Below are 23,128 nucleotides of genomic sequence, written 5' to 3' on the forward strand. Positions count from 1 at the left end.
CGTCCGTGATGCAGTTCCTTCTGGCGTTCGTCGTGGCCGCACCGCTCCTCGGCGCCGCCGCGGCCCTGCTGCCGCCCCCGCCCGGTCTCAAGGGCAGGAGCCCCGACCAGGCCGTGCTGCGCCACGGCGTGACCGTGACCGGCGTGATCCTCGCCGCGGCGATCGCCCTCGCCCTCGGCTTCGACCACGACGCCCCCGCCCGCTTCCAGGCGACCACCGACATCAGCTGGATCCAGGCGCTGAACGTCCGGATCCACCTCGGCATCGACGGCATCTCGCTCCCCCTCCTCCTGATGACGGCGCTGCTGTTCTTCCTCTGCGCGCTCTACAGCTACTTCAAGCTCCCCGCAGGCCCCTCCCCCAAGGCCTTCGTCGCGCTGCTCCTCGTCCTGGAGTCCGGCACCCTCGCCACCTTCGCCGTCCTCGACCTGCTGCTGTTCTTCCTCGCCTTCGAGATGGTCCTCATCCCGATGTACTTCCTCATCGCCCGCTGGGGCGGGGCTCAGCGGCAGGCCGCCGCCTGGAAGTTCATCCTCTACACCCTCCTCGGCTCCGTGGTCATGCTCCTCGGACTGCTGCTGATCGGACTGAACAGCGGCACGTTCGACATGGTGGCACTCGCCTCTGACAACGGGCGCGGACTGACCCACACCACCCAGGTCCTGGCCGCTCTCGCCATCGGCATCGGCCTCGCCGTGAAGACGCCGATGTGGCCGCTGCACAGCTGGCTGCCGGACGCCCACACCGCCGCGCCCACCGTCGGCTCCGTCCTGCTGGCCGGCGTCCTGCTCAAGATGGGCACGTACGGGTTCGTCCGCATCCTGCTCCCCGTCACCCCCGGCGGCATGCACACCTTCGCCCCCTACCTGGGCGCCCTCGCCGCCATCGGCATCGTCTACGGCTCCCTGGCCTGCCTGTGGCTGGCCCGCAAGGGCAACAAGGGCGACCTCAAGCGGCTCATCGCGTACTCCTCCGTCGGCCACATGGGCTTCGTCCTCCTCGGCATCGCCTCGATGACCCCCACCGGCGTGAACGGCGCGCTCTTCGCCAACATCGCCCACGGCCTGATCACCGGCCTCCTCTTCTTCCTGGTCGGCGCCCTCAAGGACCGCTACGGCACCGCCGACCTGGACACCCTCGCCGGAGCCACCGGCGCCGCCCTCTACGGCCGCGCCCCGCGCCTCGGCGCGCTCCTCGCCTTCGCCGCCGTCGCCTCCCTCGGCCTGCCCGGCCTCGCCGGCTTCTGGGGCGAGATGCTCTCCCTGTTCGGCGCGTTCGACCCGGCGGCGGGCCTGTCCCGCCCGGCCTTCCTCACGTACATGGTCTTCGGTGCGTTCGGCACCCTCCTCACCGCCGCCTACCTGCTGATCGTCGTACGGCGCGTCTGCATGGGCGACCCCGCGGCGCCCCGCCCGTCCGAGGCCGGGCCCGCGCCCGTCCTCGCGGACGTCCAGCACTACGAGTTCGCCGCCTGGACCCCGCTCGCCGCCCTCACCGTCCTCGCCGGCCTGTGGCCCGCGGTCCTCCTCGGCCTCACCGACCCGGCCGTCCACAAGCTCCTCGCCGGAGGCAACGCATGACGGCCCTGCACACGGCCCTCGCCGCAACCGCACCCACCGCCACGTACGTCCAGAGCGTCGACTGGCTCGCGATCACCCCCGTGGTCCTCACCGCCGCCGTCGCCCTCGTCGTCCTGGTCGCCGACCTCTTCGTGCCCGAAGGGCGCAAGCCGCTGCTCGGCTGGGTCTCCGTGGCCGGCCTCGCCGCCGCCACCGCCTTCCTGCTGCCGCTGAGGGCAGGCGACCGCGCCACCTTCTGCCTCATCGGCGACCCCGGCGCGTGCAGTTACACCGCCGACCACTTCACGCTCGTCATCCAGTTCCTGGTCCTGGCCGGCGCGCTGGTCACCGCCCTGCTGTCCGTCACCGGCATCCGCGACGGGCGCATGCCGGCCGGCGAGTACTGGTTCCTGCTGCTCTCCTCGGCCGCCGGCGCCGCCCTGCTGCCCGCCTCCCGCGACCTCGCCACCCTGATCGTCGCCCTGGAAGTCGCCTCGCTGCCCGCCTTCGCGCTCGTCGGCATGCGCCGCGGCGACCGGCTCTCCTCCGAGGCAGCCCTCAAGTTCTTCCTGTCCTCGGTCACGGCCACCGCCGTCTCCCTGCTCGGCGTCAGCTTCGTCTACGCCGCCACCGGCTCCCTGCACCTCAGCCAGGTCGCCGTCCTCCTCGAAAACGTCCCCGGGCAGCTCGACACCCTCGCCATGGCGGGCGTCGCGCTCACCCTCGTCGGCTTCGCCTTCAAGACCGCGGCCGTCCCCTTCCACTTCTGGGTGCCCGACACGTACGTCGGCGCGCCGCTGCCGATCGCGGGCTACCTCTCCGTGATCGGCAAGGCCGTCGGCTTCACCGGCCTCATCCTGGTCACGGTGGTCGCCTTCCCCGCGTACGGGCAGATCTGGGGTCCGGCCCTCGCCGTCCTCGCCGCGCTCACCATGACCCTCGGCAACGCCGCCGCCCTGCGCCAGTCCGCCGACCGGCCGCACGGCGCCGTACGCCTGCTCGCCTGGTCCTCGGTCGGCCAGGCCGGCTACCTGCTGGTCCCGATCGCGGCCGCCGCCTACTCCGACCGGGACCAGATCGGCTCCACCGTCGCGTACGCCCTCATGTACGCCGCCGTGAACCTCGGAGCCTTCGCCGTGGCCGCCCTGGTCGCCCGGACGAAGCCGCTGCACCGCATCAGCGACTACCGCGGGCTGTACGCGCAGCGCCCCGCCGCCGCGCTCGCGCTGGCCTTCTTCCTGCTCTGCCTGGCCGGGCTGCCCCCGGGTCTGATCGGCCTGTTCGCCAAGGTCACCGTCTTCCGCTCCGCGGTCGACGCGGGCCTGGGCTGGCTGGCCGTGGTCATGGCGGTCAACGTCGTCATCGCCCTGTACTACTACCTGCGGTGGACCGCGCTGCTGTTCCGCGCGCCGGAGCACCCGGCCCCGGACGCGGCCCCGGCGAAGACGCCCTGGCCGGTCGGCGCCGCGATCGTGGTCACCGCCGTCGTCGCGGTGGTGCTGTCCGGCGCCCCGCAGCTGGTCCTGCGCTTCGCCGCGGGCAGCCTGTTCCCGCTGTAGCCCGTACGCCGGCCCCGTACTCCGGCTCGTTCACCGGCCCGTACGCCGTCCGGCCCGTACGCCGTCCGCCCGTAGGCCCGCGGCCGTACGCCCTCCTTTGTACGCCCTGCCCCGTACGGAGCAACGTCCGTTGCCGCCCGTCCGGCCCCGGCCGGGGCGGACGGCGGCCCCGGCACGCTCCGGGAACCGGACGCCCTCCCCTCGCGTTGACCCGGAAGGGAGGCTCCACTGGACCGTAGACCCGCAGGTGTCCTCGGATCCTCGACGGGGGTCTTCCTGCCGCACCATTTGGAGGGCGTACCGTGCACCGCCGGCACAACGGGCTGAAGACCGCCGTACTCCTCGGCGGGCTGTCCGCACTCATCATCCTGATCGGAAGCCGCTTCGGGCGGACCGGCCTGATCGTGGCCGTCCTCGTCGCCCTCGGGACCAATGCGTACGCGTACTGGAACAGCGACAAGCTGGCTCTACGCGCGATGCGCGCCCGCCCCGTCAGCGAGTTCGAGGCGCCCGCGCTCTACCGCATGGTGCGCGAGCTCTCGACGTCCGCACGCCAGCCCATGCCCCGGCTCTACATCTCGCCGACCGACGCACCCAACGCCTTCGCCACCGGCCGCAATCCGCGCAACGCCGCCGTCTGCTGCACCGAGGGCATCCTGCGCCTCCTCGACGAGCGCGAGCTGCGCGGGGTCATCGGCCACGAGCTGAGCCACGTCTACAACCGCGACATCCTCATCTCGTCGGTCGCCGGAGCGCTCGCCTCCGTCATCATGTTCCTGGTGAACTTCGCCTGGCTGATCCCGGTCGGCCGGTCCGACGACGACGAGGGCCCCGGCCTCCTCGGCATGCTGCTGATCATGATCCTGGGGCCGCTGGCCGCCTCCGTGATCCAGCTCGCCATCAGCCGCTCGCGCGAGTACGAGGCCGACGCGTCCGGCGCCCAGCTCACCGGGGACCCGCTCGCCCTGGCGGGCGCCCTGCGCAAGCTGGACGCGGGCACCAAGCAGTTGCCGCTGCCCCCCGAGCCCCGGCTGGAAACCGCGAGCCACATGATGATCGCCAACCCGTTCCGCCCGGGCCAGGGCCTTTCTAAGATGTTCTCCACGCATCCTCCGATGGCCGAGCGCATCGCCCGGCTCGAACAGATGGCAGGCCGCAGTCAGTGAAAACCATCCTGAACATCATTTGGCTCGTCCTCAGCGGCGTCTGGCTGTTCCTGGGCTACTGCCTGGCGGGTGTGCTCCTGTGCATCACCATCCTCGGCATCCCCTTCGGCATCGCCGCATTCCGCATCGCGGTGTACGCCCTCTGGCCGTTCGGCTACACCGCCGTCGAGCGCCGGGACGCGGGCACGGCCTCCTGCATCGGCAATGTCCTGTGGCTGGTCCTGGCGGGCTGGTGGCTGGCCCTGAGCCACATCGTCACCGGCATCGCCCTGTGCGTGACGATCATCGGCATCCCCTTCGGCATCGCCAACTTCAAGATGGTGCCGCTCTCCCTGCTGCCGCTGGGCCGCGAGATCGTCCCGACCGACGCTCCGTTCGCGTCCCGGTAGCCGCCAACCGACGGGCAGGAAGAACCAGTGCCAGTGCCGGCCGCGAACCCGGACACGACCCTGTCGGTGATCGTGCCGATGTACAACGAGGAAGAGGCCCTGCCCGCCCTCGTGAGCCGCCTGCGGCCCGTACTCGACGCCACCACCGACGCGTACGAGGTCGTCGCCGTCGACGACGGCAGCACCGACGGCACCGCCCGGCTCCTCCAGGAGCTCCACAGCACCTGGCCGCAACTGCGCATCGTGCGGCTGCGCGGCAACTCCGGCCACCAGGCAGCCCTGCGGGCCGGACTGCACCGCTGCGTCGGGGCGTACGTGGCGAGCATCGACGCCGACCTCCAGGACCCGCCGGAGAAGATTCCGGAGATGCTGGAGCTGGCCCGGGCCGAACACCTCGACATCGTCTACGGTGTCCGCTCCGACCGCAGCACCGACACCGGCTTCAAGCGCCGCACCGCCGGGGCCTACTACTGGCTGATGCGCCGCATGGTCGGCAAACAGGTGCCCGCGCAGGCCGGGGACTTCCGGCTGCTCAGCCGCGAGGCCGTGGAAGCCCTCAAGGCCCTTCCCGACCAGCACCAGGTCTACCGGCTGCTCGTGCCGTGGCTCGGCTTCCCCAGCGGCCAGGTCACCTACCGGCGGGGCGAGCGGGTGGCGGGCGAGACCAAGTACCCGCTGAGCAAGATGATCCGCCTCGCCGTCGACGGCATCACCAATTTCTCGGCCGCCCCGCTGCGGCTCGCGACCTGGCTCGGCGTGATCAGCTTCGTCACCTGCTTCCTGATGATCGCCGTCACCCTCGTCATCTTCCTGGTGGGCAGCACCGTCCCCGGATGGACCTCGCTGTTCGTCGCGATGCTCTTCCTCGGCGGGGTGCAGCTGATCTGCGTCGGGCTGCTCGGCGAGTACATCGGGCGGATCTACACCGCCGTGCAGCGCAGGCCCACGTACTTCGTCGGGTACGACTCGGCCCGCGAGGGCTCGTCAGAAACCCGCGACGGAGCGGGCGGCGGCGAGAGCAGGACGGCCGGCGGCGAGAGCTGACGGTCGCTCCGAACTGCCTCCTCGGGCTCGATCGTGCAGGTCAGGGCGATTGTCAGTGGGGTGGGTCACGATGGGGTCATGAACGGGACCGAGCAGTTGCCGATGCAAGTCGCCGCAGGTGCGCACCGCGGTGCGCACGGATACGGAATGCCCTTGACGGCGCCGTTGGACGCCGCGGAGCCGACCCGTGCCGCGCTCATAGCCGGCTTCGGTTCCCGCCGGTGAGCCGCCCGCGTACGGCGTAGGCCAGCGCGCCCAGTGCCAGCACCGCCGCCCCCGCGGCGGCCGAGGCGGCGGGGAGCGCGCAGGCCAGTACGACACAGCCGGACAGCCCGACCGCTGCCACGGCCCGGCCCTTGACAGCTGAATCGAGAGTCCACGCAGAAGCGTTCGCGATCGCGTAGTAGGCGAGTACGCCGAAAGAGGAGAAACCGATCGCACCCCGCAGATCAGCGGTCGCCGCGAGGGCCGCGACCACCGCACCCACGGCGATCTCCGCATGGTGCGGAACCTGGTGGCGGGGGTGTACGGCGGCCAGCGCGCGCGGGAGGTGGCCGTCCCGCGCCATCGCCAGGGTGGTCCGCGACACCCCGAGCACCAGCGCCAGCAGCGAGCCCAGCGCCGCCAGGGCCGCCCCCGCCCGGACCACGGGTGCCAGGCCGGGCCGCCCGGCCGCCCGGACCGCGTCGGCCAGCGGGGCCGCCGACCCGGCGAGCGCCTCGGCGCCGAGCACCGACAGCGCCGCCACCGCCACTGCGGCGTACACCAGCAGGGCGATCCCCAGGGCGAGCGGCACCGCCCGCGGGATCGTGCGCTCCGGATCACGCACCTCCTCGCCCAGGGTGGTGATCCGGGCGTAGCCCGCGAAGGCGAAGAACAGCAGCCCCGCCGCCTGCAACAGCCCGAGGGCCCCGGACAGGCCCCCGCCGCCCCAACTGCCGCCGAGCCGCCCCGAATCGGCCGCTCCGGAGGACAGGCACACCACCACGACCCCGGCCAGCACGGCCAGCACCGCCGCCACGATCACCCGGGCGATCCGGGCGGACTTCTGCACGCCCCCGTAGCTCGCAGCGGTCAGCGCCACCACCGCCGTGACGGCCACGGCATGCTGCTGCCCCGGCCATACGTACGCCCCGACCGTGAGCGCCATGGCCGCGCAGGAGGCGGTCTTGCCGATGACGAAGCCCCAGCCCGCCAGATATCCCCAGAACGGGCCGAGCCGCTCCCGCCCGTACACGTAGGTGCCGCCGGAGGCGGGGTAGCGGGCGGCCAGCCGCGCCGAGGAGTGTGCGTTGCAGTAGGCGACGAGGGCCGCCCCGGCGAGGGCGGCCAGCAGGGTGCCGCCCGCCGTGCCCGCCGCGTGCGCCGCCGGGGCGAGCGCGGCGAAGATACCGGCCCCGACCATCGCGCCCAGCCCGACGACCACGGCGTCGGTGACGCCGAGGGTGCGCTTCAGCCCGTTGTCCACGGGCGGAGCGTAGCCGGGCCGGATGGCGGGCCGGTCGCACGGGGCGGCCCGTGACGGCGGCCCTACGCGACGCCTTCCCGGCCGGGCACGGGGGCCCGGTCCTTCCCCCATCCGGTCCAGGCGTACGGGCTGTTCCGGCGGCAGCGCCTCCAGCGCGTCCAGCAGCCGGGGCAGCCGCAGGAAGCTGGCGTTGCCCAGGACCTGCACGCACAGCTCCCCGCCCTCCCAGACCTCCTCGATGTGCACGTGCGAGGTCTCCCAGGCCGCCTTGACCACGGCGAGGCCCAGCCCGATGAGCACCCCCTCGAACAGGTTGGCGCCACCCCGACCAGGGCCCGGGGACGAGCCGCAGCCGGGCCGGCATGCGGTGCCAGGGCGCGAGGACGGCGATGGTCGCCGCGCCGAGCGCCACGGCGGCCCAATCGGCCTCGGTGCCGAGGGCCGGCACCCCGCCGATCTTCTCCAGGGTCCGGCCGGGCGCGGGCACACCGCCCACCGCCCACCGCGTACAGCTGCCCGGCGATCAGCACCAGCCCGATCCCGGCCAGCATCCCGTGCACGACGGCGAGGGAGATCGCCCGGAACCACCGCCCGAACCGCAGCACCCCCATGCCCGGCTGCAGGACCCCGCGGCCGGCACCAGCACCTCGAGCGCGGGCAGCCCGTACGCCTGCACCGCCTCGTAGACGAGCACGGTGAGCCCCGCGGCCGGCCCGCTCACCTGGAGCGAACTGTCGGGCAGCCACCCGGTGACGAGCCCGCCCACCACCCCGGTGACGATCCCCAGCTCGGCCGGCACCCCGGAGGCGACACGGCCACCCCCACGCAGAGCGGCAGCGCGACGAGCGCGACGACGACGGACGCCCCGAGGTCTTCGCGAAACGAGCCGGCCCCAGGCCTGCGCGCACCTTCCTGCCGCGCGGTGATGGATGCCACCAGCGTGGTGGGCGCACACAGAGCGGCCCAAGTGCCCATCGGAGGCCCCCGAGGCGCGCGCGCCGCGCACGCCGGGCCCGTGTGCCGTCACGCCCCTGCAACGACCGCGGCCCGGCGGTCCTGGGGGACCACCGGGCCGGCGTGCGGGCCGATCGCTGACCCGGTTCAGCGGGTCAGCGGGGTCAGCGGTAGTTCACGAACTGGATCGCGAAGTCCAGGTCCTTGCCCTTCAGGAGCGCCTGGACGGCCTGCAGGTCGTCGCGGCTCTTGGAGCTGACGCGCAGCTCCTCGCCCTGGACCTGGGCCTTGACGCCCTTGGGGCCCTCGTCCCGGATGATCTTCGCGACCTTCTTGGCGTTCTCCTGGGAGATGCCCTCCTGGATCGTGGCGAAGATCTTGTACTCCTTGCCGGACAGCTGGGGCTCACCGGCGTCGAGCGCCTTGAGCGAGATCCCGCGCTTGACCAGCTTGGTCTCGAACACGTCGAGGACGGCCTTGACGCGCTCCTCGGAGTTCGCCTCCATCAGGATCTTCTCGCCGGACCAGGCGATGGTGGCGCCGGTGCCCTTGAAGTCGTAGCGCTGCGAGAGTTCCTTGGCGGCCTGGTTGAGGGCGTTGTCGACCTCCTGCCGCTCGACCTTCGAGACGATGTCGAAACTGGAGTCGGCCATGTGCTGTGGCTCCTTGAAGTCGGCTGTCATTGCCCCGGAGGGCGCGGCCGGACATCCCCGGCCCGCTCCGCAAAGCCTAGCCACCGCGCCCGTGCGCAGCGCTGATCAATCCGGTGGCGAAGCACCCTCTGGCATCAGGTATCGTTTACGTCGTTGCCACCGAGCACCGCCCCAAAGCGGCCTCACCGGCGACATCCCATGGCGGTGTGCCCGAGTGGCCAATGGGAGCGGACTGTAAATCCGTCGGCTTAGCCTACCCAGGTTCGAATCCTGGCGCCGCCACGCGAGTGGAACCCCCGTTCATCTGCGGAAACGCAGTGGACGGGGGTTCCTTCGTATGCCCGGGAACGGCCGCCGACCGATTGACCGCCGCGGGCCGGGGGCGAGGGTGGCTGACCCTTGTGGCGGTCCATGGCGAACGCTGGCGAATGGTTCCGGGGCGCGTATCCGTTGTGTGGCGCACGGTAAGTTGCGTGCAGTTCGACGCTTTCTCTCCTTGCATGCGCCTTGCCCGTCGGGGCGGGGTCCGGCTCTGGCCGGAGGACGAGAGAAGGAGTGGGATCGATGGTGCGGCCGAAGAAGTGCAAGGCACGACGACGACGCGGGCAGCAGCGCGACTGGCTGCAGACCGCGTTGGCGGTCCTGGCTGCGGTTGCCGCCATCGCGGAGTGCATCGAGCGGCTCACGCCTTGAGGGCGTGGCCGAAGGTCCGGACGATCGGTCGTGGTGTGAGCCCGGCCGCTGTCTAGTCGGCCGGGCCCACGATGCCCGCGCGAGGCCCGATTCCGGGTGGTGCCGGAATCGGGCCGACTTCGTTGCGCGGGAGTCCAGGTGAGTCTCTGCCTGCTCGCGCAGATCGTCCAGCACCCCGGTGCATTCCAGCCCGCGGTGTGGCTCCCACCTTACAGAGGCTCTTGCCTGGTCAGCGGGAGGAAGCAGGCGTTTTCCCAGGTCAGGGGCATGGCGCAAACCCTTGCGGTGCGTGGCGCCAGGTGGCGAATTCTGCCGCTCGCGCGCTCTGTCCCAGATCAGGGCGCTGGACGGGTAGCGCGAAAGTACGGCGGAGGGTGGCGAATGGTGGCGAGCCGTTGTGGGCGGGGTAGGAGGGTCCGCGTGCGGCCGCCGCCCTGCGCCGCGGCCGCCTTCAGCCGGGCGCGGCGCCCGGGCGGGAGCCGGCCCGCAGGATCTCCGCCACCCCCATCGCCGCGAAGCCGCCCGGATCGCAGGGGCCCCAGTGCCAGGCGCGGGCGGTCGCAGGCCAGGTGTTCACGGCCGGGCTCAGCATGCGGGCCGCCGCCGTGACGATCCGCAGGACCTCGCCGGGCGGGGCCGAATCCCGGACCCGCAGGTCGAGCGGGAGGTAGGCGTCCTCGGGCCGGGCGGCCGGCTGGGTGGCGTAGGCCAGCAGGTCGTGCGCGACGTGGGCCGCCGTCGTCCAGCAGCTCCAGTCGAGGGAGCCGGCCCGGCCCTGCCGGACGCGGTCCGCGTGCGGGGCCGGGGCCGACACCATGTCGGCTGCCGCCCGTTCCACGTCGGAGCCGGTCATCGGCCGCATCGGCCTCGCCTCCTGTTCGTTCTCCGGGGGTGAAACGGATGTCTGCATCGGGTGGGAAGGCCGGCGGCGGGGTGCTCCTCGCCCTGCTCGGGGCCGGGATCCCGGCCCTGGTGGGAGCCGCACTGCACGGTCACGTCGGGGCGCCCTACCAGGAGACGCGGCTGTACTTCGGCACCGGACGGCCGGGCGGCCGGCCGCCCGTCGGAGAGCAGGAGTTCATGCGGTTCCTGGACCGGGAGATCACCCCCGCCTTCCCCGAGGGACTGACCCTCCAGGACGGCCGCGGCCAGTGGCGCGGCCAGGACGGAAGGACCGTCCGCGAGACGTCGTACGAGGTGGTGCTGCTCTACCCCGAGAGCGAGGCCGACGAACGCGGCGTGCGCATCGAGCGGATCCGCACGGCCTACGAGAAGCAGTACCAGCAGGGTTCCGTCGGACGCTCCGACGACCAGGTCACGGCCGAGTTCTGAGCCAGGGCCAGGGCCAGGGCTACGGCCAGAGCCGTGACGGCCGGTCAGGTCAGTTGCCCGCCACCGCCTTCACGGCCACCGGGACCGGGGTCGATCCCGAGACCAGCTCCAGGGTCAGGCCGGCCGTCGCCGGGGTCTCGATCAGCTCCGCCAGCACCGTCGCCACGTCGTCGCGCGGCACCGCCCCGCGGCCCGTGCGCGCCTCCAGGCGGACCTGGCCCGTGCCCGGCTCGTCGGTCAGCGAGCCGGGCCGCAGGATCGTCCACTCCAGCCCCAGCCGCGTCCGTACGTGGTCGTCGGCCGCACCCTTGGCGCGCAGGTAGACGTCGAAGACCTCGTCGCCCTCGTGATGCGCGTCCGCCCCCATCGAAGAGACCATCAGGAAGCGCCGCACACGGGCCCGTTCGGCCGCATCGGCGAACAGCACCGCCGCATCCCGGTCCACGGTGCCCTTGCGTTCCACCCCGCTGCCCGGCCCCGCCCCGGCCGCGAACACCGCCGCCTCCGCGCCCTGCAGAATGCCCGCCACATGCTCCACGGAGGCCGACTCCAGGTCGCAGAGCACCGGTTCGGCGCCCGCTGCGCGCAGGTCGTCGCCCTGCGCCGGATCGCGGATGATGCCCGCGACCTCGTATCCGCGCGCGGCGAGCAGCTGCTCCAGCCGCAGCGCGATCTGACCGTGTCCACCCGCGATGACGATGCGCATGCCCCGACCGTACGACGAGCCGGGCGCGCCCGCCCGGGAACGCCCGGCGCAGGATCAGGGGCCGGGCTCCATTCGGCCCTGCCGGGGCAGGTCCAGGGCCACCGCGACCGCCGAGTCGCAGTACTCCCGGACGGCACTCGTACGGGCTACCACCCGGCCGCGGTGGATCACGATCCGGCTGTAGGCGAGGGACAGCACGCCCGAGATCCGGTCCCCGCGCACGGCGAGCAGCTCCGCCGGGAAGCCCGCCTCCACCCGCACCTCCGGCAGACCCATGGCCTCCCGCGCGGCGGTGCTGATCGCTCCGTACGCCTCCGCGGGCCGCAGACCGCCCTGCGAGGCCAGCAGGTACGCGGCCTCCAGCGGGTCCCCCCGCCCGACCGGGTTCCCGGCGTCGCGCAGCGCGCCGCTGCCCGCCGCGACCCGGACCCCGGCCGCGCGCAGCAGGCGTACGGGGGCGGTGCGCAGGCCGCGGCGTTCCAGGGCCGCGCAGTCTCCCTGGGGCAGGCAGGTCACCCGTACCCCGGCCGCGGCGAGCTGGTCGGCGGCGCGGGTCGCCGCGTCCAGCGGGAGCCGCGACAAGCCGCCGCAAGGGCCGATGCTCACGCCGGGCCGCAGCCCGCCGGCCATCGCGGCGAGCCGGGACAGCCGGCCGGGATCGTCACCGTCCGTGTGCAGGTCCACGGGGCAGCCGTGCTCCGCGGCGAGCTCCAGGACGGCTTCGAGGAAACCGGCGGGATCGGGGTCCAGGTCCGGGCAGCCGCCGATCACGGAGGCGCCCATCTTGACGGCGTCACGCAGCATGGCGAGCCCGTCCGCGCCGGCCACCCCGGTCAGCAGCCGCGGTACGGCCACGGCCGTCAGGTCCGCGAGCCCGCGCAGCGAACGGCGTGCCTGCAGTACGGCCTCGACGGGGCCGAGGCCGTGGACGTCGCCGATCCGGACGTGGGAGCGCACGGCCGTCGCCCCGTGGCCGAGCTGGAGCAGAACCGCCTCGGTGGCCCGGCGCTGCACCTCGTCGGCGGTGTACGAGACCGGCCCCTCCCCGTCGGCCGTCAGGGCCGTGTCCCCGTGGGCGTGCGGCTCGGCGGGGGCGGGGAGCAGGAGGTAGCCGCTCAGGTCCACCCGGGACAGCGCCGGCGTGCGCAGGCTGCCCGCGGTGCCGACGGCCTGGATACGGCCGCCGCTGAGCCGGACGTCGACCGTACGGCCGTCGGTGAGGCGGGCTCCGGCGAGCAGGAGGGTGGTGGCCTCGTTGGAGGCGGCCGGATACGCGTTGCCGGTGGGGTGCAGGGGTCCGTGGCCGCCCTCCGCGCCGCGACCGTTGCCGCGGCGCGGGGACGGGGGCGGCTGCTGCGGCTGGCTGTCGGACATCGCGCTCCTGCGGGGGCTCGGGCGGTTCCTGGGCCGGGCGGCCGCGGCCTGCGGCCCAAGATCACGCAGCGTGCTCCGAGCCTAGGGTGCGGGGCTCCCCGCTTCGCGGAGGAGCGCAATAGTCGTACCGGTGTGGTGCCCCCGCGCCACGGCGTACGCGGCTGCGCTCCGGCGGGCTGCGCTCCGACTGACCGCGCCTGACCGCGCCCCGGCCGGCTCGCCGAGCTGACGGAGGGCGGCCCTTCCTGTGAGCCCGGCCACATATCGCCCCGAAAGTGACCCCGAAACGCCCCGACGGGCTCCCCGCGTTGATCCGGAAAGGCTTCACGGGGCGCTCCGAGGCCAGGCACCGCAAAGGATTTGGGCGATCGGCGGGCAACCGTGTAATGTCTTCATCGCTCGCCCCAATAGCTCAGTCGGTAGAGCGTCTCCATGGTAAGGAGAAGGTCTGCGGTTCGATTCCGCATTGGGGCTCTGGTGAGAGAGGTTCCCCACCCTCGGGTGGGGAGCTGATCACATCAAAGCGGCGTAGCTCAGTCGGTAGAGCAAGCGGCTCATAATCGCTGTGTCACCGGTTCAAGTCCGGTCGCCGCTACCCACAGTAGCCGATTGCGGGGTCGGTCTCCCGATCGGCTACTCTTTTATGCGTTCATCCGTCCCATAGTCCGTCCAAGGAGCACTCACGTGGCTGCCACCGACGTCCGCCCGAAGATCACGCTGGCCTGCGTGGAGTGCAAGGAGCGGAACTACATCACCAAGAAGAACCGGCGTAACAACCCGGACCGTCTTGAGATGAAGAAGCACTGCCCGCGCTGCAACTCGCACACCGCGCACCGCGAGACCCGCTGACCCCAGCGCCGTCTCGAACACAGGCACCGTCATGAGGTCGTCCCCTGCATTGGGGGACGGCCTCCTGTCGTTCAACAGGAGGTAGTGAGCCATGGCGCTCGACCAGTCCTTCGTCGGGCGGAGCTACCCGCCCACCGATCCGTACGAGGTCGGTCGGGAAAAGATCCGCGAATTCGCGGTGGCGGTGGGTGACGCAAATCCCGCGTACACCGACCCCGATGCCGCCAAGGCGCTCGGGCATCCCGATGTGATCGCCCCGCCGACTTTTGTGTTCGCGATCACTTTTGCGGCCGCGGGCCAGGTCGTCGAGGACCCGCAGCTGGGCCTGGACTACAGCCGCGTCGTGCACGGCGACCAGAAGTTCGCGTACACCCGCCCGGTGCGGGCCGGTGACCGGCTGACGGTGACCTCCACCATCGAGGCCGTGAAGTCGCTCGCGGGCAACGACATCATCGACATCCGCGGCGAGGTCCACGACGAGTCCGGCGAGCACGTGGTGACGGCGTGGACGAAGCTCGTCTCCCGCGCCCCCGAGGAGGCCTGAGATGACTGCGCAGATCAAGTACGCCGACGTCGAGGTCGGCACCGAGCTGCCGGCGGCGTCCTTCCCGGTGACGCGCGCCACCCTCGTGCGGTACGCGGGCGCCTCGGGGGACTTCAACCCGATCCACTGGAACGAGAAGTTCGCGAAGGAGGTCGGGCTGCCGGACGTGATCGCGCACGGCATGTTCACGATGGCCGAGGCGATCCGCGTGGTGACGGACTGGGTCGGCGACCCGGGCGCGGTGGTGGAGTACGGCGTGCGGTTCACCAAGCCGGTGGTGGTCCCGAACGACGACGCCGGTGCGGTGATCGAGGTCACGGGGAAGGTCGCGGCCAAGTTGGACGACAACCGCGTCCGCGTCGACCTGACGGCCCTCAGCGCGGGCCAGAAGGTCCTGGGCATGTCCCGCGCGGTGGTCACCCTGGCCTGAGGCCACCTACGTCGGGGCCGCCCCCTGCCCGGAGCCCCTGCGGACCGCGCCCGCCCGAAGCGTGCCGTGGCGCTCGACTTGCCGCCGGCTTTGGCCCGGCCCGGCGGGCCCCAGCCCCAGCCGGGCGCTGGCGGGGCCCCGGCGCTGGCGGCCCGGGCCTTCGGCTGCCGCTCCGACCGGCCTCGGCGGGTTCGCGCTCGGCTTGGCGCCGGGGTGGCTTGGCGGGCCCGACCGCGGCGGAGGCCGGCGGGGGCGGCGCTCGGTTGGGCTCGGTGGCCCCAGGCATCGGGGGCGCCCAGACTGTGGTTTCGCCGCTCCGACCGCAACGCAGTGGGGCCCGACGCTCGGCTTGCCGCTCCGGTTGGGCCCGGCGGGCCACGGCCCCGGCGGCCACGGGCCTTCGGCTGCCGCTACGACCGGACTCGGCGGGGACGGCCGGGCCCCGGCTGGCCCTGCGAGGCCCGATGCAGCGGGCGTTGGTGGGTCGGGGCTCGGCTGGGCGCCCGGTTGGCTCGGCGATGCCAGCGGCCCCGGCCCTCGCTTTGCCGTTCCGACCGCAACTCAGTGGGGACTTGGTGCTTGGCTTGCCGCTCCGGCTGGGCCTTGGCGGGCTACTGTCCCGGCTGGCCCGGCGCCGGCGGGCCCCGTCCTTCGGCTGCCGCCCGGCCTGCTCCGACCGGAGCTTGGTGAGGTCCGGCCCTCGGCTCGCCGCCCGGCTGGCCTGGCGGCCCCCCCGTCTTCGGCTTTGCCGCTCCGACCCGTTCAGACAGGAGCTCGGTGAGGCTCCTGCCTGGTACGGCTTGTCGCTCGGGCTGAGTCGGCGCCACCGTCCGGAGGGTCCGGCCAGGCGGGACCGACCACCCCCGTTGCTGCCCCTGTGTCTGGCTTTGGCTCCGGCCATGTCCTCGGTTCGGCTCCGGCCGGCACGTGGTCTGCCTCCGGGTCCTGTTCGGTTCAGAGCCCGGCGTCCGCGACCAGGTCGAGACCGGCCCGCCGCAGCGCCTTCGACCTGGCTCAGCGCTGCCTTGGGATTCCGGCTTCGACCCGGCCCGTAGTGGGGGACTGCGGCTCGACCAGCCCTCGGGGGCCGTGCCGACGCGGCTGACCGTTGAGCCCGTATCGGGTCCCGGCCCGGCGGTGTGGCCGGCTTCCGCCTCCGGCTCCGGGTGGCCTGACGTCACGCGCCGCGGTGGCTCGGCTTGGCATGGGCACCTGTTCGACCCGGCGTGAGTCGGCTCGCCCCGCACCCCCGGCGGGGGCTACGCGCCGCAGTTGCCTGGTGGGCCGTCCCTGCCACTCGTCCCGGCTCGGCAACGCCGCTGCTCGGGAGCCGCTCCGCGCAGCTAACGGCCGATCGGGCCGTTCTGGGGCCGCCAGGCTCGGTTGCGGCCGAGTCGGTGGCCCGAGCCGCTGCCCAGGCTGAGCGACAGCCGTGCCCGCCGCCCTGCGGAGCCGGTGAATGGGCTTGGGTCCGGCCGGAGCCATCCCTGCGGGGTTGGTGGGGGTGCCCTGGCCCGGTGGCCGGTCCAGGGCTCGTTTCGGCGGAGCCACCGGTGCGTGGTCGCTTCGCGCGAGGCCCGCTTGGGCCGCCCGGCCCGGGATGCGCGGGCGGGTCCCTTGGTACGGGTCTTGCAGAGTTAGTGATTAAGTACTAACTTAGCTTCCATGGCAAGGATGAGCGCAGACGAGCGACGCGAGAGCGTCATCCGCGCGGCGATGCACGAGTTCGCCCGCGGCGGTTACTACGGGACCTCCACCGAGGTGATCGCCAAGCGCGTCGGCGTCTCGCAGCCGTACCTTTTCCGGCTCTTCCCCAACAAGCCCGCCATCTTCCTCGCCGCCGCCGAGCGCTGCCTCCGCGACACCCGGGAGGTCTTCGTCGCCGCCGCCGAAGGCCTGCACGGGGAGGAGGCCGCCCAGGCCATGGCCAACGCCTATGTCCGGCTCATCGCCGAGGACCCCGACAAGCTGCAGATGCAGCTCCAGATGTACGTCACCGTCGGCGCCGCCGAGGCGGCCGGGGACCACGAGCTCGGGGAGGTCGTCCGGAAGGGGTGGATGGAGCTCTGGGACACCGTCCGCATCCCGCTCGGGGGCGAGGTTCACGACACCACCACCTTCATGGCCATCGGAATGCTGATCAACACCCTCGCGGCCATGGGCTTCCCGCCCGAGCACCGTGTATGGGAGGGGCTGTATCCCGAGGCCCGGGCCCGGGCCCGGCGTCACCCGGAGGGGTGAGCGGGGGGCCGGGGGAGTGGGCGTGGTGCGCGGCTCCGCTTGGGAGCGCCCGTTTTCAGAGCCGCCTTCGTATGCGCAGGAAAGTTAGTCAGTGATAACTAACAGAAAGAAACGGTGAGGGGCATCGTGAACCACAACGAGCAAAGCCAGGACAACCAGCACCTCCGCGGACCCGCCCTCTGGGCCCTCGTCCTCACTTCCGCCGCCGGCTTCATGGCCGCTCTCGACAACCTCGTCGTCACCACCGCCCTCCCTGCCATCCGCAAGGATCTCGGCGGCGCGCTCGCCGATCTGGAGTGGACGGTGAACGCGTACACGCTCACCTTCGCCGTCCTCCTCATGTTCGGCGCGGCCCTCGGCGACCGCTTCGGCCGGCGTCGGCTCTTCATCGCCGGACTCGCGATCTTCACCGGCGCCTCCGCCGCAGCCGCCCTCTCGCCCGGTATCGGCGCCCTCATCGCGGCTCGCGCCGTCCAGGGCGTCGGCGCGGCGGTCATGATGCCGCTCTCCCTCACCCTGCTCACCGCCGCCGTGCCGGCCGCCCGCCGAGGCCTGGCGCTCGGCATCAACGGCGCGGTCGGCGGGCTCGCCGTCGCCAGCGGCCCCCTCGTCGGCGGCAGCCTCACCGAGCACATCTCCTGGCAGTGGATCTTCTGGCTGAACGTGCCCATCGGCCTCGCCCTGATCCCGCTCGCCCGGTTGCGCCTCGCCGAGTCCAAGGCCCCGACCGCCCGCCTCGACTTCCCCGGCACCCTCCTCATCAGCGGTGGGCTCTTCGGCATCGTCTACGGCCTGGTCAACGCCAACGCCCACGGCTGGACCAGCGGCCCCGTCCTCACCGGCCTGATCGCCGGAACGGCCCTCGTGGGCGCCTTCGTCCGCCACGGCTTCACCAGCGCGAACCCCATGCTCCCCATGCGGCTCTTCCGCAGCCGCGGCTTCCTCGGGATCAACGCGGCCGGGCTGCTGATGTTCCTCGGCATGTTCGGCTCGATCTTCCTGCTCAGCCAGTTCCTCCAGGGTGTCGCCGGCTACACCCCCACCGAAGCCGGCCTGCGCATGCTCCCCTGGACCGGCATGCCCATGCTCGTCGCCCCGGTCGCCGGGATCCTCGCCGACCGGATCGGCGGTCGTCCGGTCGTCGCCGCGGGGCTCGCGCTGCAGGCCCTCGGCCTCGCCTGGTTCGCGATGATCCTCAGCACGGACGTCTCGTACGCCGCCCAGCTCCCGGCGCTGATCATCAGCGGGATCGGCATGGGCCTGTACTTCGCCCCCGCCTCCCACGTCCTGATGTCCACCGTCGCCCCCGCCGACCAGGGCAAGGCCTCCGGCACCAACAACGCCCTGCGCGAGGTCGGCGGCGCGCTGGGTGTCGCGGTCCTCGCCTCGGTCTTCTCCGCCCAGGGCGGCTACGCCTCGCCGCAGAGCTTCGCCGACGGGACCGTCCCCGCCCTGTGGATCGGCGCCGGTGCGGTCGCGCTCGCCGCCTGCCTGGCCCTGCTGCTGCCGCGTACGGCCAAGGCCCAGGCTCCCGCGGCCCGCGCCGCGACCCCGGCTCCGACCGCGACCCCGGCCCCCGCCCCGACCCCCGACAAGGTCCGGACCGCTTGAGCTCCGCTCAACAGGTACTACCCGAAATACAGATGAGCCACTTACCCTCCTGAGATCCCGGACACATGAAGGAGCGCCTGCCGTGCCCGACATCCCCTGGTCCACTCCCACGCCGCCCGCCCCCGAGGCCGAGGTCTACGTCATGGCCTCCCGGTTCGAGACCGAGACCCTCACCGGCGCCCTCCGGTTCTTCCTCAAGGCGCCCGGCATCATCCGCCAGATCCGCTCCGCCCCCGGCGCCCACGGCGTCGCCCTGCGCGCCCGGGTGCTGCGCCGCACCTTCCTCACCCTCTCCGCCTGGGAGGACCGCGACGCCCTGTACCGCTTCGCCCGCAGCGAGCCGCACCGCTCCAGCTCCCGCGCCGCCGCCGGCTTCATGAAGGAATCGGCCTTCACCTTCTGGACCGTCCCGGCCGCCGAGCTGCCCCTCGGCTGGGCCGAAGCCGAGCGCCGACTGGCCGAGCAGCAGAGCCGGGCCTGACGTACGGTCCGTGGCCCCGCCGGGATGCGAGGGTCACGGACCGTACTCTTGTGCACGTGCAGGAACTCCACCACGCCCCCCTCGCCCCTCTGACCACCTTCCGCCTCGGTGGCCCCGCCACCCGTCTGGTCACCGCGACCACCGACGCCGAGGTGGTCGACGCCGTGCGCGCCGCGGACGAGAGCGGCACCCCGCTCCTCGTCATCGGCGGCGGCAGCAACCTGGTCATCGGCGACCGCGGCTTCGACGGCACCGCCCTGCGCATCGCGACCACCGGCTTCACCCTCACCGGCACCACCCTGGAGCTGGCCGCGGGCGAGAACTGGAGCGACGCCGTCGCCCGCACCGTCGAGGCGGGCCTCGCGGGCATCGAATGCCTCGCCGGAATCCCCGGCTCCGCCGGTGCGACCCCGATCCAGAACGTCGGGGCGTACGGCCAGGAGGTCTGCGACACCATCACCGAGGTCGTCGCCTACGACCGCACCCGGCGCGAGACGGTCACGCTGACCGCCGCCGAGTGCGCGTTCTCGTACCGCAACAGCCTCTTCAAGCACCAGCCCGAGCGGTACGTCGTCCTCCGCGTCCGCTTCGCCCTGGAGGACGCGGGAGGCCTCTCCGCGCCGATCAAGTACCCGGAGACCGCCCGCGCCCTCGGCGTCGAGGCCGGCGACCGCGTCCCCGCCGCCACCGCCCGCGAGACCGTCCTGCGGCTGCGCGCCGGCAAGGGCATGGTCCTCGACCCCGCCGACCACGACACCTGGTCCGCGGGCTCCTTCTTCCACAACCCGGTCCTCGACGAGGAGGCGTACGCCGCCTTCCTCGCCCGCGTCCGGGACCGCCTCGGCCCCGACACCGCCCCGCCCGCCTACCCCGCCGGCGAGGGCCGTACGAAGACCAGCGCGGCCTGGCTCATCGACAAGGCCGGCTTCACCAAGGGCTACGGCACCGGCCCCGCCCGCATCTCGACCAAGCACACCCTCGCGCTGACCAACCGCGGCACGGCCACCACCGAGGACCTCCTCGCCCTGGCCCGCGAGGTCCGAGCGGGCGTCCACGCGGCCTTCGGCGTCACCCTGGTCAACGAACCGGTGACGGTCGGCGTCAGCATCTGAGGAGCCCCGGCCGCCATGCTCTGTCCACTGCACGGGGCCGGTACGGACCCCACCCGCCTGGTGGGACGCACGATCAGCCGGATCGTCGCGTCCTGGCACGTCTACGAGGGCGAACGCTCCGAGGCACCGCTCGACGTCTGGCTCATCGACAGCGAGGGCGAGTCCACCAGGATCAGCACCGGGTCCGACCGGTGCCTCATCGTGGAGTCCGCCGCGCCCCACGAGCCCTACGACATGGGGCAGTGGGGCCGGATCGAGGTCGGCGAGGACCTCGGCGACCACCCCTTCCTGCGGCACCTCGGCGAGACGGTGGCGACGGTCGCCGAGTTCGCGGCGCCCGACACCGGCCGCACCCGGCTGGAGATCGGCTTCCCGGACGGGGACCGGGTACGCGCCGACTGCTGGGAGGGCGACCTGCGGCTCACCCGCTGACCGCTAGGAAGCCAGCCAGTGGTCGATCCCGGCCAGCAGCTTGTCCTGTACGTCGCCCGGCGCGGCGCTGCCGCGCACCGACTGGCGGGCCAGCTCGGCGAGCTCGGCGTCGGTGAAGGCGTGGTGGCGGCGGGCGATCTCGTACTGCGCCGCGAGCCGGGACCCGAACAGCAGCGGGTCGTCGGCGCCCAGCGCCATCGGCACCCCGGCCTCGAACAGGGTCCGCAGCGGGACGTCCTCGGGCCGCTCGTACACGCCGAGGGCGACATTGGACGCCGGGCAGACCTCGCAGGTGATCTGCCGGTCGGCGAGCCGCCGGAGCAGCCGGGGGTCCTCGGCTGCCCGGACGCCGTGGCCGATACGGGAGGCGTGCAGATCGTCGAGGCAGTCGCGGACCGAGGCGGGGCCGGTGAGCTCGCCGCCGTGCGGGGCCGCGAGGAGGCCGCCCTCCCGGGCGATGGCGAAGGCGCGGTCGAAGTCGCGGGCCATGCCGCGGCGCTCGTCGTTGGAGAGGCCGAAGCCGACGATCCCGCGGTCGGCGTAGCGGACGGCGAGGCGGGCCAGGGTGCGGGCGTCCAGGGGGTGCTTCATGCGGTTGGCGGCGATCAGCACGCGCATGCCCAGGCCGGTGTCCCGGGAGGCCGCGTCGACGGCGTCCAGGATGATCTCGACGGCCGGGATCATGCCGCCGAGGAGCGGGGCGTAGGAGGTGGGGTCCACCTGGATCTCCAGCCAGCCGCTGCCGTCGCGGACGTCCTCCTCGGCGGCCTCGCGGACCAGCCGCTGGATGTCCTCCGGCTCGCGCAGGCAGGACCGGGCGGCATCGTAGAGCCGCTGGAAGCGGAACCAGCCGCGCTCGTCGGTGGCGCGCAGCTTGGGCGGCTCCCCGGCGGTCAGGGCGTCCGGCAGGCGCACACCGTACTTGTCGGCGAGCTCCAGCAGGGTCGAGGGGCGCATGGACCCCGTGAAGTGCAGGTGGAGGTGGGCCTTCGGCAGAAGCGTGAGATCGCGTACGTGCTCCATTGGGTGATCCTGCCGTACCGCTGCGCCCGGCGGGAGGGGGTTTTCCCGATCGGGGCCTTGCTCGAACGCGAAAGCGGGGCCGGGGCGGGGTGCCGCAACGCCTGAGCGGCGGCTCCCGGAGGGGAACCGCCGCTCAGGACGGGGCTGCGGGGCCGGCCCGCCCGGGGCCTAGGCCTTGGCTTCCGCCAGGAGCTTCTGGATGCGGGACACGCCCTCCACCAGGTCCGTGTCGCCGAGGGCGTACGAGAGGCGCAGGTAGCCCGGCGTGCCGAAGGCCTCACCGGGGACGACCGCGACCTCGGCCTCGTCCAGGATCAGGGCGGCGAGTTCGACGGAGGTCGCCGGGCGCTTGCCGCGGATCTCCTTGCCGAGCAGGCCCTTGACCGACGGGTACGCGTAGAACGCGCCCTCGGGCGTCGGGCAGACGACGCCGTCGATCTCGTTCAGCATCTTGACCATCGTCTGGCGGCGGCGGTCGAAGGCCTTCCGCATCTCCGCGACCGCGTCGAGGTTGCCCGAGACGGCGGCCAGCGCGGCGATCTGGGCCACGTTGGAGACGTTGGAGGTGGCGTGCGACTGCAGGTTGGTCGCGGCCTTGATGACGTCCTGCGGGGCGATGACCCAGCCCACGCGCCAGCCCGTCATCGCGTACGTCTTGGCGACGCCGTTGACGATGATGCACTTGTCGCGCAGCGCCGGCACCAGCACGGGCAGCGAGGTGAACTTCGCGTCGCCGTAGACGAGGTGCTCGTAGATCTCGTCCGTCAGGACCCACAGGCCGTGCTCGGCGGCCCACTCGCCGATCGCGCGGGCGTCGGCCTCGCTGTAGACGGCGCCGGTCGGGTTGGACGGCGAGACGAAGAGGACGACCTTGGTGCGCTCGGTGCGGGCGGCCTCCAGCTGCTCGACCGAGACGCGGTAGCCGGTGGTCTCGTCGGCGACGACCTCGACCGGGACACCGCCGGCCAGGCGGATCGACTCCGGGTAGGTGGTCCAGTACGGGGCCGGGACGATGACCTCGTCACCCGGGTCCAGGACGGCGGCGAAGGCGTTGTAGATCGCCTGCTTGCCGCCGTTGGTGACCAGGACCTGCGACGCGTCGACCTCGTAGCCGGAGTCGCGCAGGGTCTTCTCGGCGATGGCCTTCTTGAGCTCGGGCAGGCCGCCCGCCGGCGTGTAGCGGTGGAACTTCGGGTCGCGGCAGGCCTCGACCGCGGCCTCGACGATGTAGTCCGGGGTCGGGAAGTCGGGCTCGCCCGCGCCGAAGCCGATGACCGGACGCCCGGCGGCCTTGAGGGCCTTGGCCTTGGCGTCCACGGCGAGGGTGGCGGACTCGGAAATGGCGCCGATACGGGCGGACACCCGGCGCTCGGAGGAAGGCGTTGCAGAGGTCATGCGGCCAATCGTCCCAGACGCCTCAGAGGCGCCGCACACCGTTTCAGTCACCGGACGGACCAGTCCGGTCCGTGCTCTGTTCGACGTCAGGGCCCGGACCACGTACACTCACC

22 protein-coding genes, 3 tRNA genes and 1 pseudogene are annotated in these 23,128 nt (G+C 72.8%); 18 read left to right on the forward strand and 8 right to left on the reverse strand.

What is annotated here, in order from left to right:
• Positions 1-8: 8 nt before the first annotated feature.
• The 5 genes from AC0666_RS21410 to AC0666_RS21430 all read left to right on the forward strand — a co-directional run bounded on the left by AC0666_RS21410 (position 9) and on the right by AC0666_RS21430 (position 5,717).
• Positions 9-1,580, forward strand: a complete 1,572-nt coding sequence (locus tag AC0666_RS21410) for a complex I subunit 4 family protein (RefSeq protein WP_468963494.1) — start codon at positions 9-11, stop codon at positions 1,578-1,580.
• Positions 1,577-3,118, forward strand: a complete 1,542-nt coding sequence (locus AC0666_RS21415) for an NADH-quinone oxidoreductase subunit N (RefSeq protein WP_468962795.1) — start codon at positions 1,577-1,579, stop codon at positions 3,116-3,118. The genes AC0666_RS21410 and AC0666_RS21415 overlap by 4 nt, the downstream gene beginning before the upstream one ends.
• Before the next feature lie 302 nt (positions 3,119-3,420).
• On the forward strand, positions 3,421-4,284 hold the full coding sequence (gene htpX, locus AC0666_RS21420; protein ID WP_361718833.1) for a zinc metalloprotease HtpX: 864 nt from the start codon (positions 3,421-3,423) through the stop codon (positions 4,282-4,284).
• A complete protein-coding gene (locus AC0666_RS21425; RefSeq protein WP_468584937.1) occupies positions 4,281-4,673 on the forward strand; it encodes a YccF domain-containing protein in 393 nt (130 codons plus the stop codon). The genes htpX and AC0666_RS21425 overlap by 4 nt, the downstream gene beginning before the upstream one ends.
• Before the next feature lie 33 nt (positions 4,674-4,706).
• Positions 4,707-5,717, forward strand: coding sequence for a glycosyltransferase family 2 protein (locus AC0666_RS21430; RefSeq protein ID WP_468963495.1), 1,011 nt, complete (start codon positions 4,707-4,709; stop codon positions 5,715-5,717).
• Positions 5,718-5,913: 196 nt separating this feature from the next.
• Here the strand turns inward: AC0666_RS21430 and AC0666_RS21435 are convergent, their stop codons facing one another.
• The 3 genes and pseudogenes from AC0666_RS21435 to AC0666_RS21445 all read right to left on the reverse strand — a co-directional run bounded on the left by AC0666_RS21435 (position 5,914) and on the right by AC0666_RS21445 (position 8,792).
• On the reverse strand, positions 5,914-7,185 hold the full coding sequence (locus AC0666_RS21435) for an APC family permease (RefSeq protein ID WP_468963496.1): 1,272 nt from the start codon (positions 7,183-7,185) through the stop codon (positions 5,914-5,916).
• 334 nt (positions 7,186-7,519) lie between these two features.
• Positions 7,520-8,160: pseudogene (locus AC0666_RS21440) on the reverse strand (SulP family inorganic anion transporter); the annotation flags it as partial.
• A gap of 143 nt (positions 8,161-8,303) precedes the next feature.
• A complete protein-coding gene (locus tag AC0666_RS21445) occupies positions 8,304-8,792 on the reverse strand; it encodes a YajQ family cyclic di-GMP-binding protein (RefSeq protein WP_361718845.1) in 489 nt (162 codons plus the stop codon).
• Between the two features lie 200 nt (positions 8,793-8,992).
• On the opposite strand from AC0666_RS21445, the gene AC0666_RS21450 reads away from it, so the two are divergent.
• Positions 8,993-9,074, forward strand: a tRNA-Tyr gene (locus AC0666_RS21450).
• A 282-nt stretch (positions 9,075-9,356) separates the two neighbouring features.
• Positions 9,357-9,485, forward strand: a complete 129-nt coding sequence (locus tag AC0666_RS21455) for a hypothetical protein (RefSeq protein WP_361718848.1) — start codon at positions 9,357-9,359, stop codon at positions 9,483-9,485.
• Positions 9,486-9,936: 451 nt separating this feature from the next.
• Here AC0666_RS21455 and AC0666_RS21460 read toward each other — a convergent pair whose 3' ends face one another.
• A complete protein-coding gene (locus tag AC0666_RS21460; RefSeq protein WP_468962798.1) occupies positions 9,937-10,347 on the reverse strand; it encodes a hypothetical protein in 411 nt (136 codons plus the stop codon).
• A gap of 38 nt (positions 10,348-10,385) precedes the next feature.
• Between AC0666_RS21460 and AC0666_RS21465 the strand changes: the two genes are divergently transcribed.
• Complete coding sequence (locus AC0666_RS21465; protein WP_478708139.1) at positions 10,386-10,817, forward strand: DUF3574 domain-containing protein; 432 nt, start codon at positions 10,386-10,388, stop codon at positions 10,815-10,817.
• Positions 10,818-10,866: 49 nt separating this feature from the next.
• Here AC0666_RS21465 and AC0666_RS21470 read toward each other — a convergent pair whose 3' ends face one another.
• Together AC0666_RS21470 and AC0666_RS21475 are read right to left on the reverse strand one after the other, a co-directional pair.
• Positions 10,867-11,523 (reverse strand): SDR family oxidoreductase, encoded by a 657-nt coding sequence (locus AC0666_RS21470; RefSeq protein WP_468962802.1) that lies wholly within the window; start codon positions 11,521-11,523, stop codon positions 10,867-10,869.
• A gap of 54 nt (positions 11,524-11,577) precedes the next feature.
• The gene (locus AC0666_RS21475; protein WP_478708140.1) at positions 11,578-12,897 is read right to left on the reverse strand and encodes an amidohydrolase family protein; all 1,320 of its coding nucleotides are present in this window, start codon (positions 12,895-12,897) and stop codon (positions 11,578-11,580) included.
• A gap of 401 nt (positions 12,898-13,298) precedes the next feature.
• On the opposite strand from AC0666_RS21475, the gene AC0666_RS21480 reads away from it, so the two are divergent.
• From AC0666_RS21480 to AC0666_RS21525, 10 genes are all read left to right on the forward strand, one after another.
• Positions 13,299-13,371: transfer RNA gene (locus AC0666_RS21480), tRNA-Thr, on the forward strand.
• 48 nt (positions 13,372-13,419) lie between these two features.
• Positions 13,420-13,492, forward strand: a tRNA-Met gene (locus AC0666_RS21485).
• Between the two features lie 89 nt (positions 13,493-13,581).
• Positions 13,582-13,746, forward strand: a complete 165-nt coding sequence (gene rpmG, locus AC0666_RS21490) for a 50S ribosomal protein L33 (protein ID WP_003956487.1) — start codon at positions 13,582-13,584, stop codon at positions 13,744-13,746.
• Between the two features lie 91 nt (positions 13,747-13,837).
• On the forward strand, positions 13,838-14,290 hold the full coding sequence (locus tag AC0666_RS21495) for a MaoC family dehydratase N-terminal domain-containing protein (protein WP_361718863.1): 453 nt from the start codon (positions 13,838-13,840) through the stop codon (positions 14,288-14,290).
• Between the two features lies 1 nt (position 14,291).
• Positions 14,292-14,720, forward strand: a complete 429-nt coding sequence (locus AC0666_RS21500) for a MaoC family dehydratase (RefSeq protein ID WP_361718866.1) — start codon at positions 14,292-14,294, stop codon at positions 14,718-14,720.
• Positions 14,721-16,385: 1,665 nt separating this feature from the next.
• A complete protein-coding gene (locus AC0666_RS21505) occupies positions 16,386-16,961 on the forward strand; it encodes a TetR/AcrR family transcriptional regulator (RefSeq protein ID WP_468962807.1) in 576 nt (191 codons plus the stop codon).
• Between the two features lie 126 nt (positions 16,962-17,087).
• Positions 17,088-18,572 carry a DHA2 family efflux MFS transporter permease subunit gene (locus tag AC0666_RS21510; protein ID WP_468962809.1) on the forward strand — a complete coding sequence of 495 codons (1,485 nt, stop codon included), beginning with the start codon at positions 17,088-17,090 and terminating at the stop codon, positions 18,570-18,572.
• A gap of 82 nt (positions 18,573-18,654) precedes the next feature.
• Positions 18,655-19,053: a DUF3291 domain-containing protein gene (locus AC0666_RS21515; RefSeq protein WP_468962811.1), complete on the forward strand. Its 399-nt coding sequence runs from the start codon at positions 18,655-18,657 to the stop codon at positions 19,051-19,053.
• Positions 19,050-20,165: a UDP-N-acetylmuramate dehydrogenase gene (locus tag AC0666_RS21520; protein ID WP_468585117.1), complete on the forward strand. Its 1,116-nt coding sequence runs from the start codon at positions 19,050-19,052 to the stop codon at positions 20,163-20,165. Before AC0666_RS21515 ends, AC0666_RS21520 begins: the two co-directional genes overlap by 4 nt.
• 15 nt (positions 20,166-20,180) lie before the next feature.
• The gene (locus tag AC0666_RS21525) at positions 20,181-20,597 is read left to right on the forward strand and encodes a hypothetical protein (protein WP_468584920.1); all 417 of its coding nucleotides are present in this window, start codon (positions 20,181-20,183) and stop codon (positions 20,595-20,597) included.
• Positions 20,598-20,600: 3 nt separating this feature from the next.
• Here AC0666_RS21525 and AC0666_RS21530 read toward each other — a convergent pair whose 3' ends face one another.
• Together AC0666_RS21530 and AC0666_RS21535 are read right to left on the reverse strand one after the other, a co-directional pair.
• On the reverse strand, positions 20,601-21,620 hold the full coding sequence (locus tag AC0666_RS21530) for an adenosine deaminase (protein ID WP_468584919.1): 1,020 nt from the start codon (positions 21,618-21,620) through the stop codon (positions 20,601-20,603).
• A gap of 168 nt (positions 21,621-21,788) precedes the next feature.
• Positions 21,789-23,015 (reverse strand): pyridoxal phosphate-dependent aminotransferase, encoded by a 1,227-nt coding sequence (locus AC0666_RS21535; RefSeq protein ID WP_468584918.1) that lies wholly within the window; start codon positions 23,013-23,015, stop codon positions 21,789-21,791.
• Positions 23,016-23,128: the final 113 nt, after the last annotated feature.

The organism is Streptomyces sp. NPDC043680 (assembly GCF_056436685.1).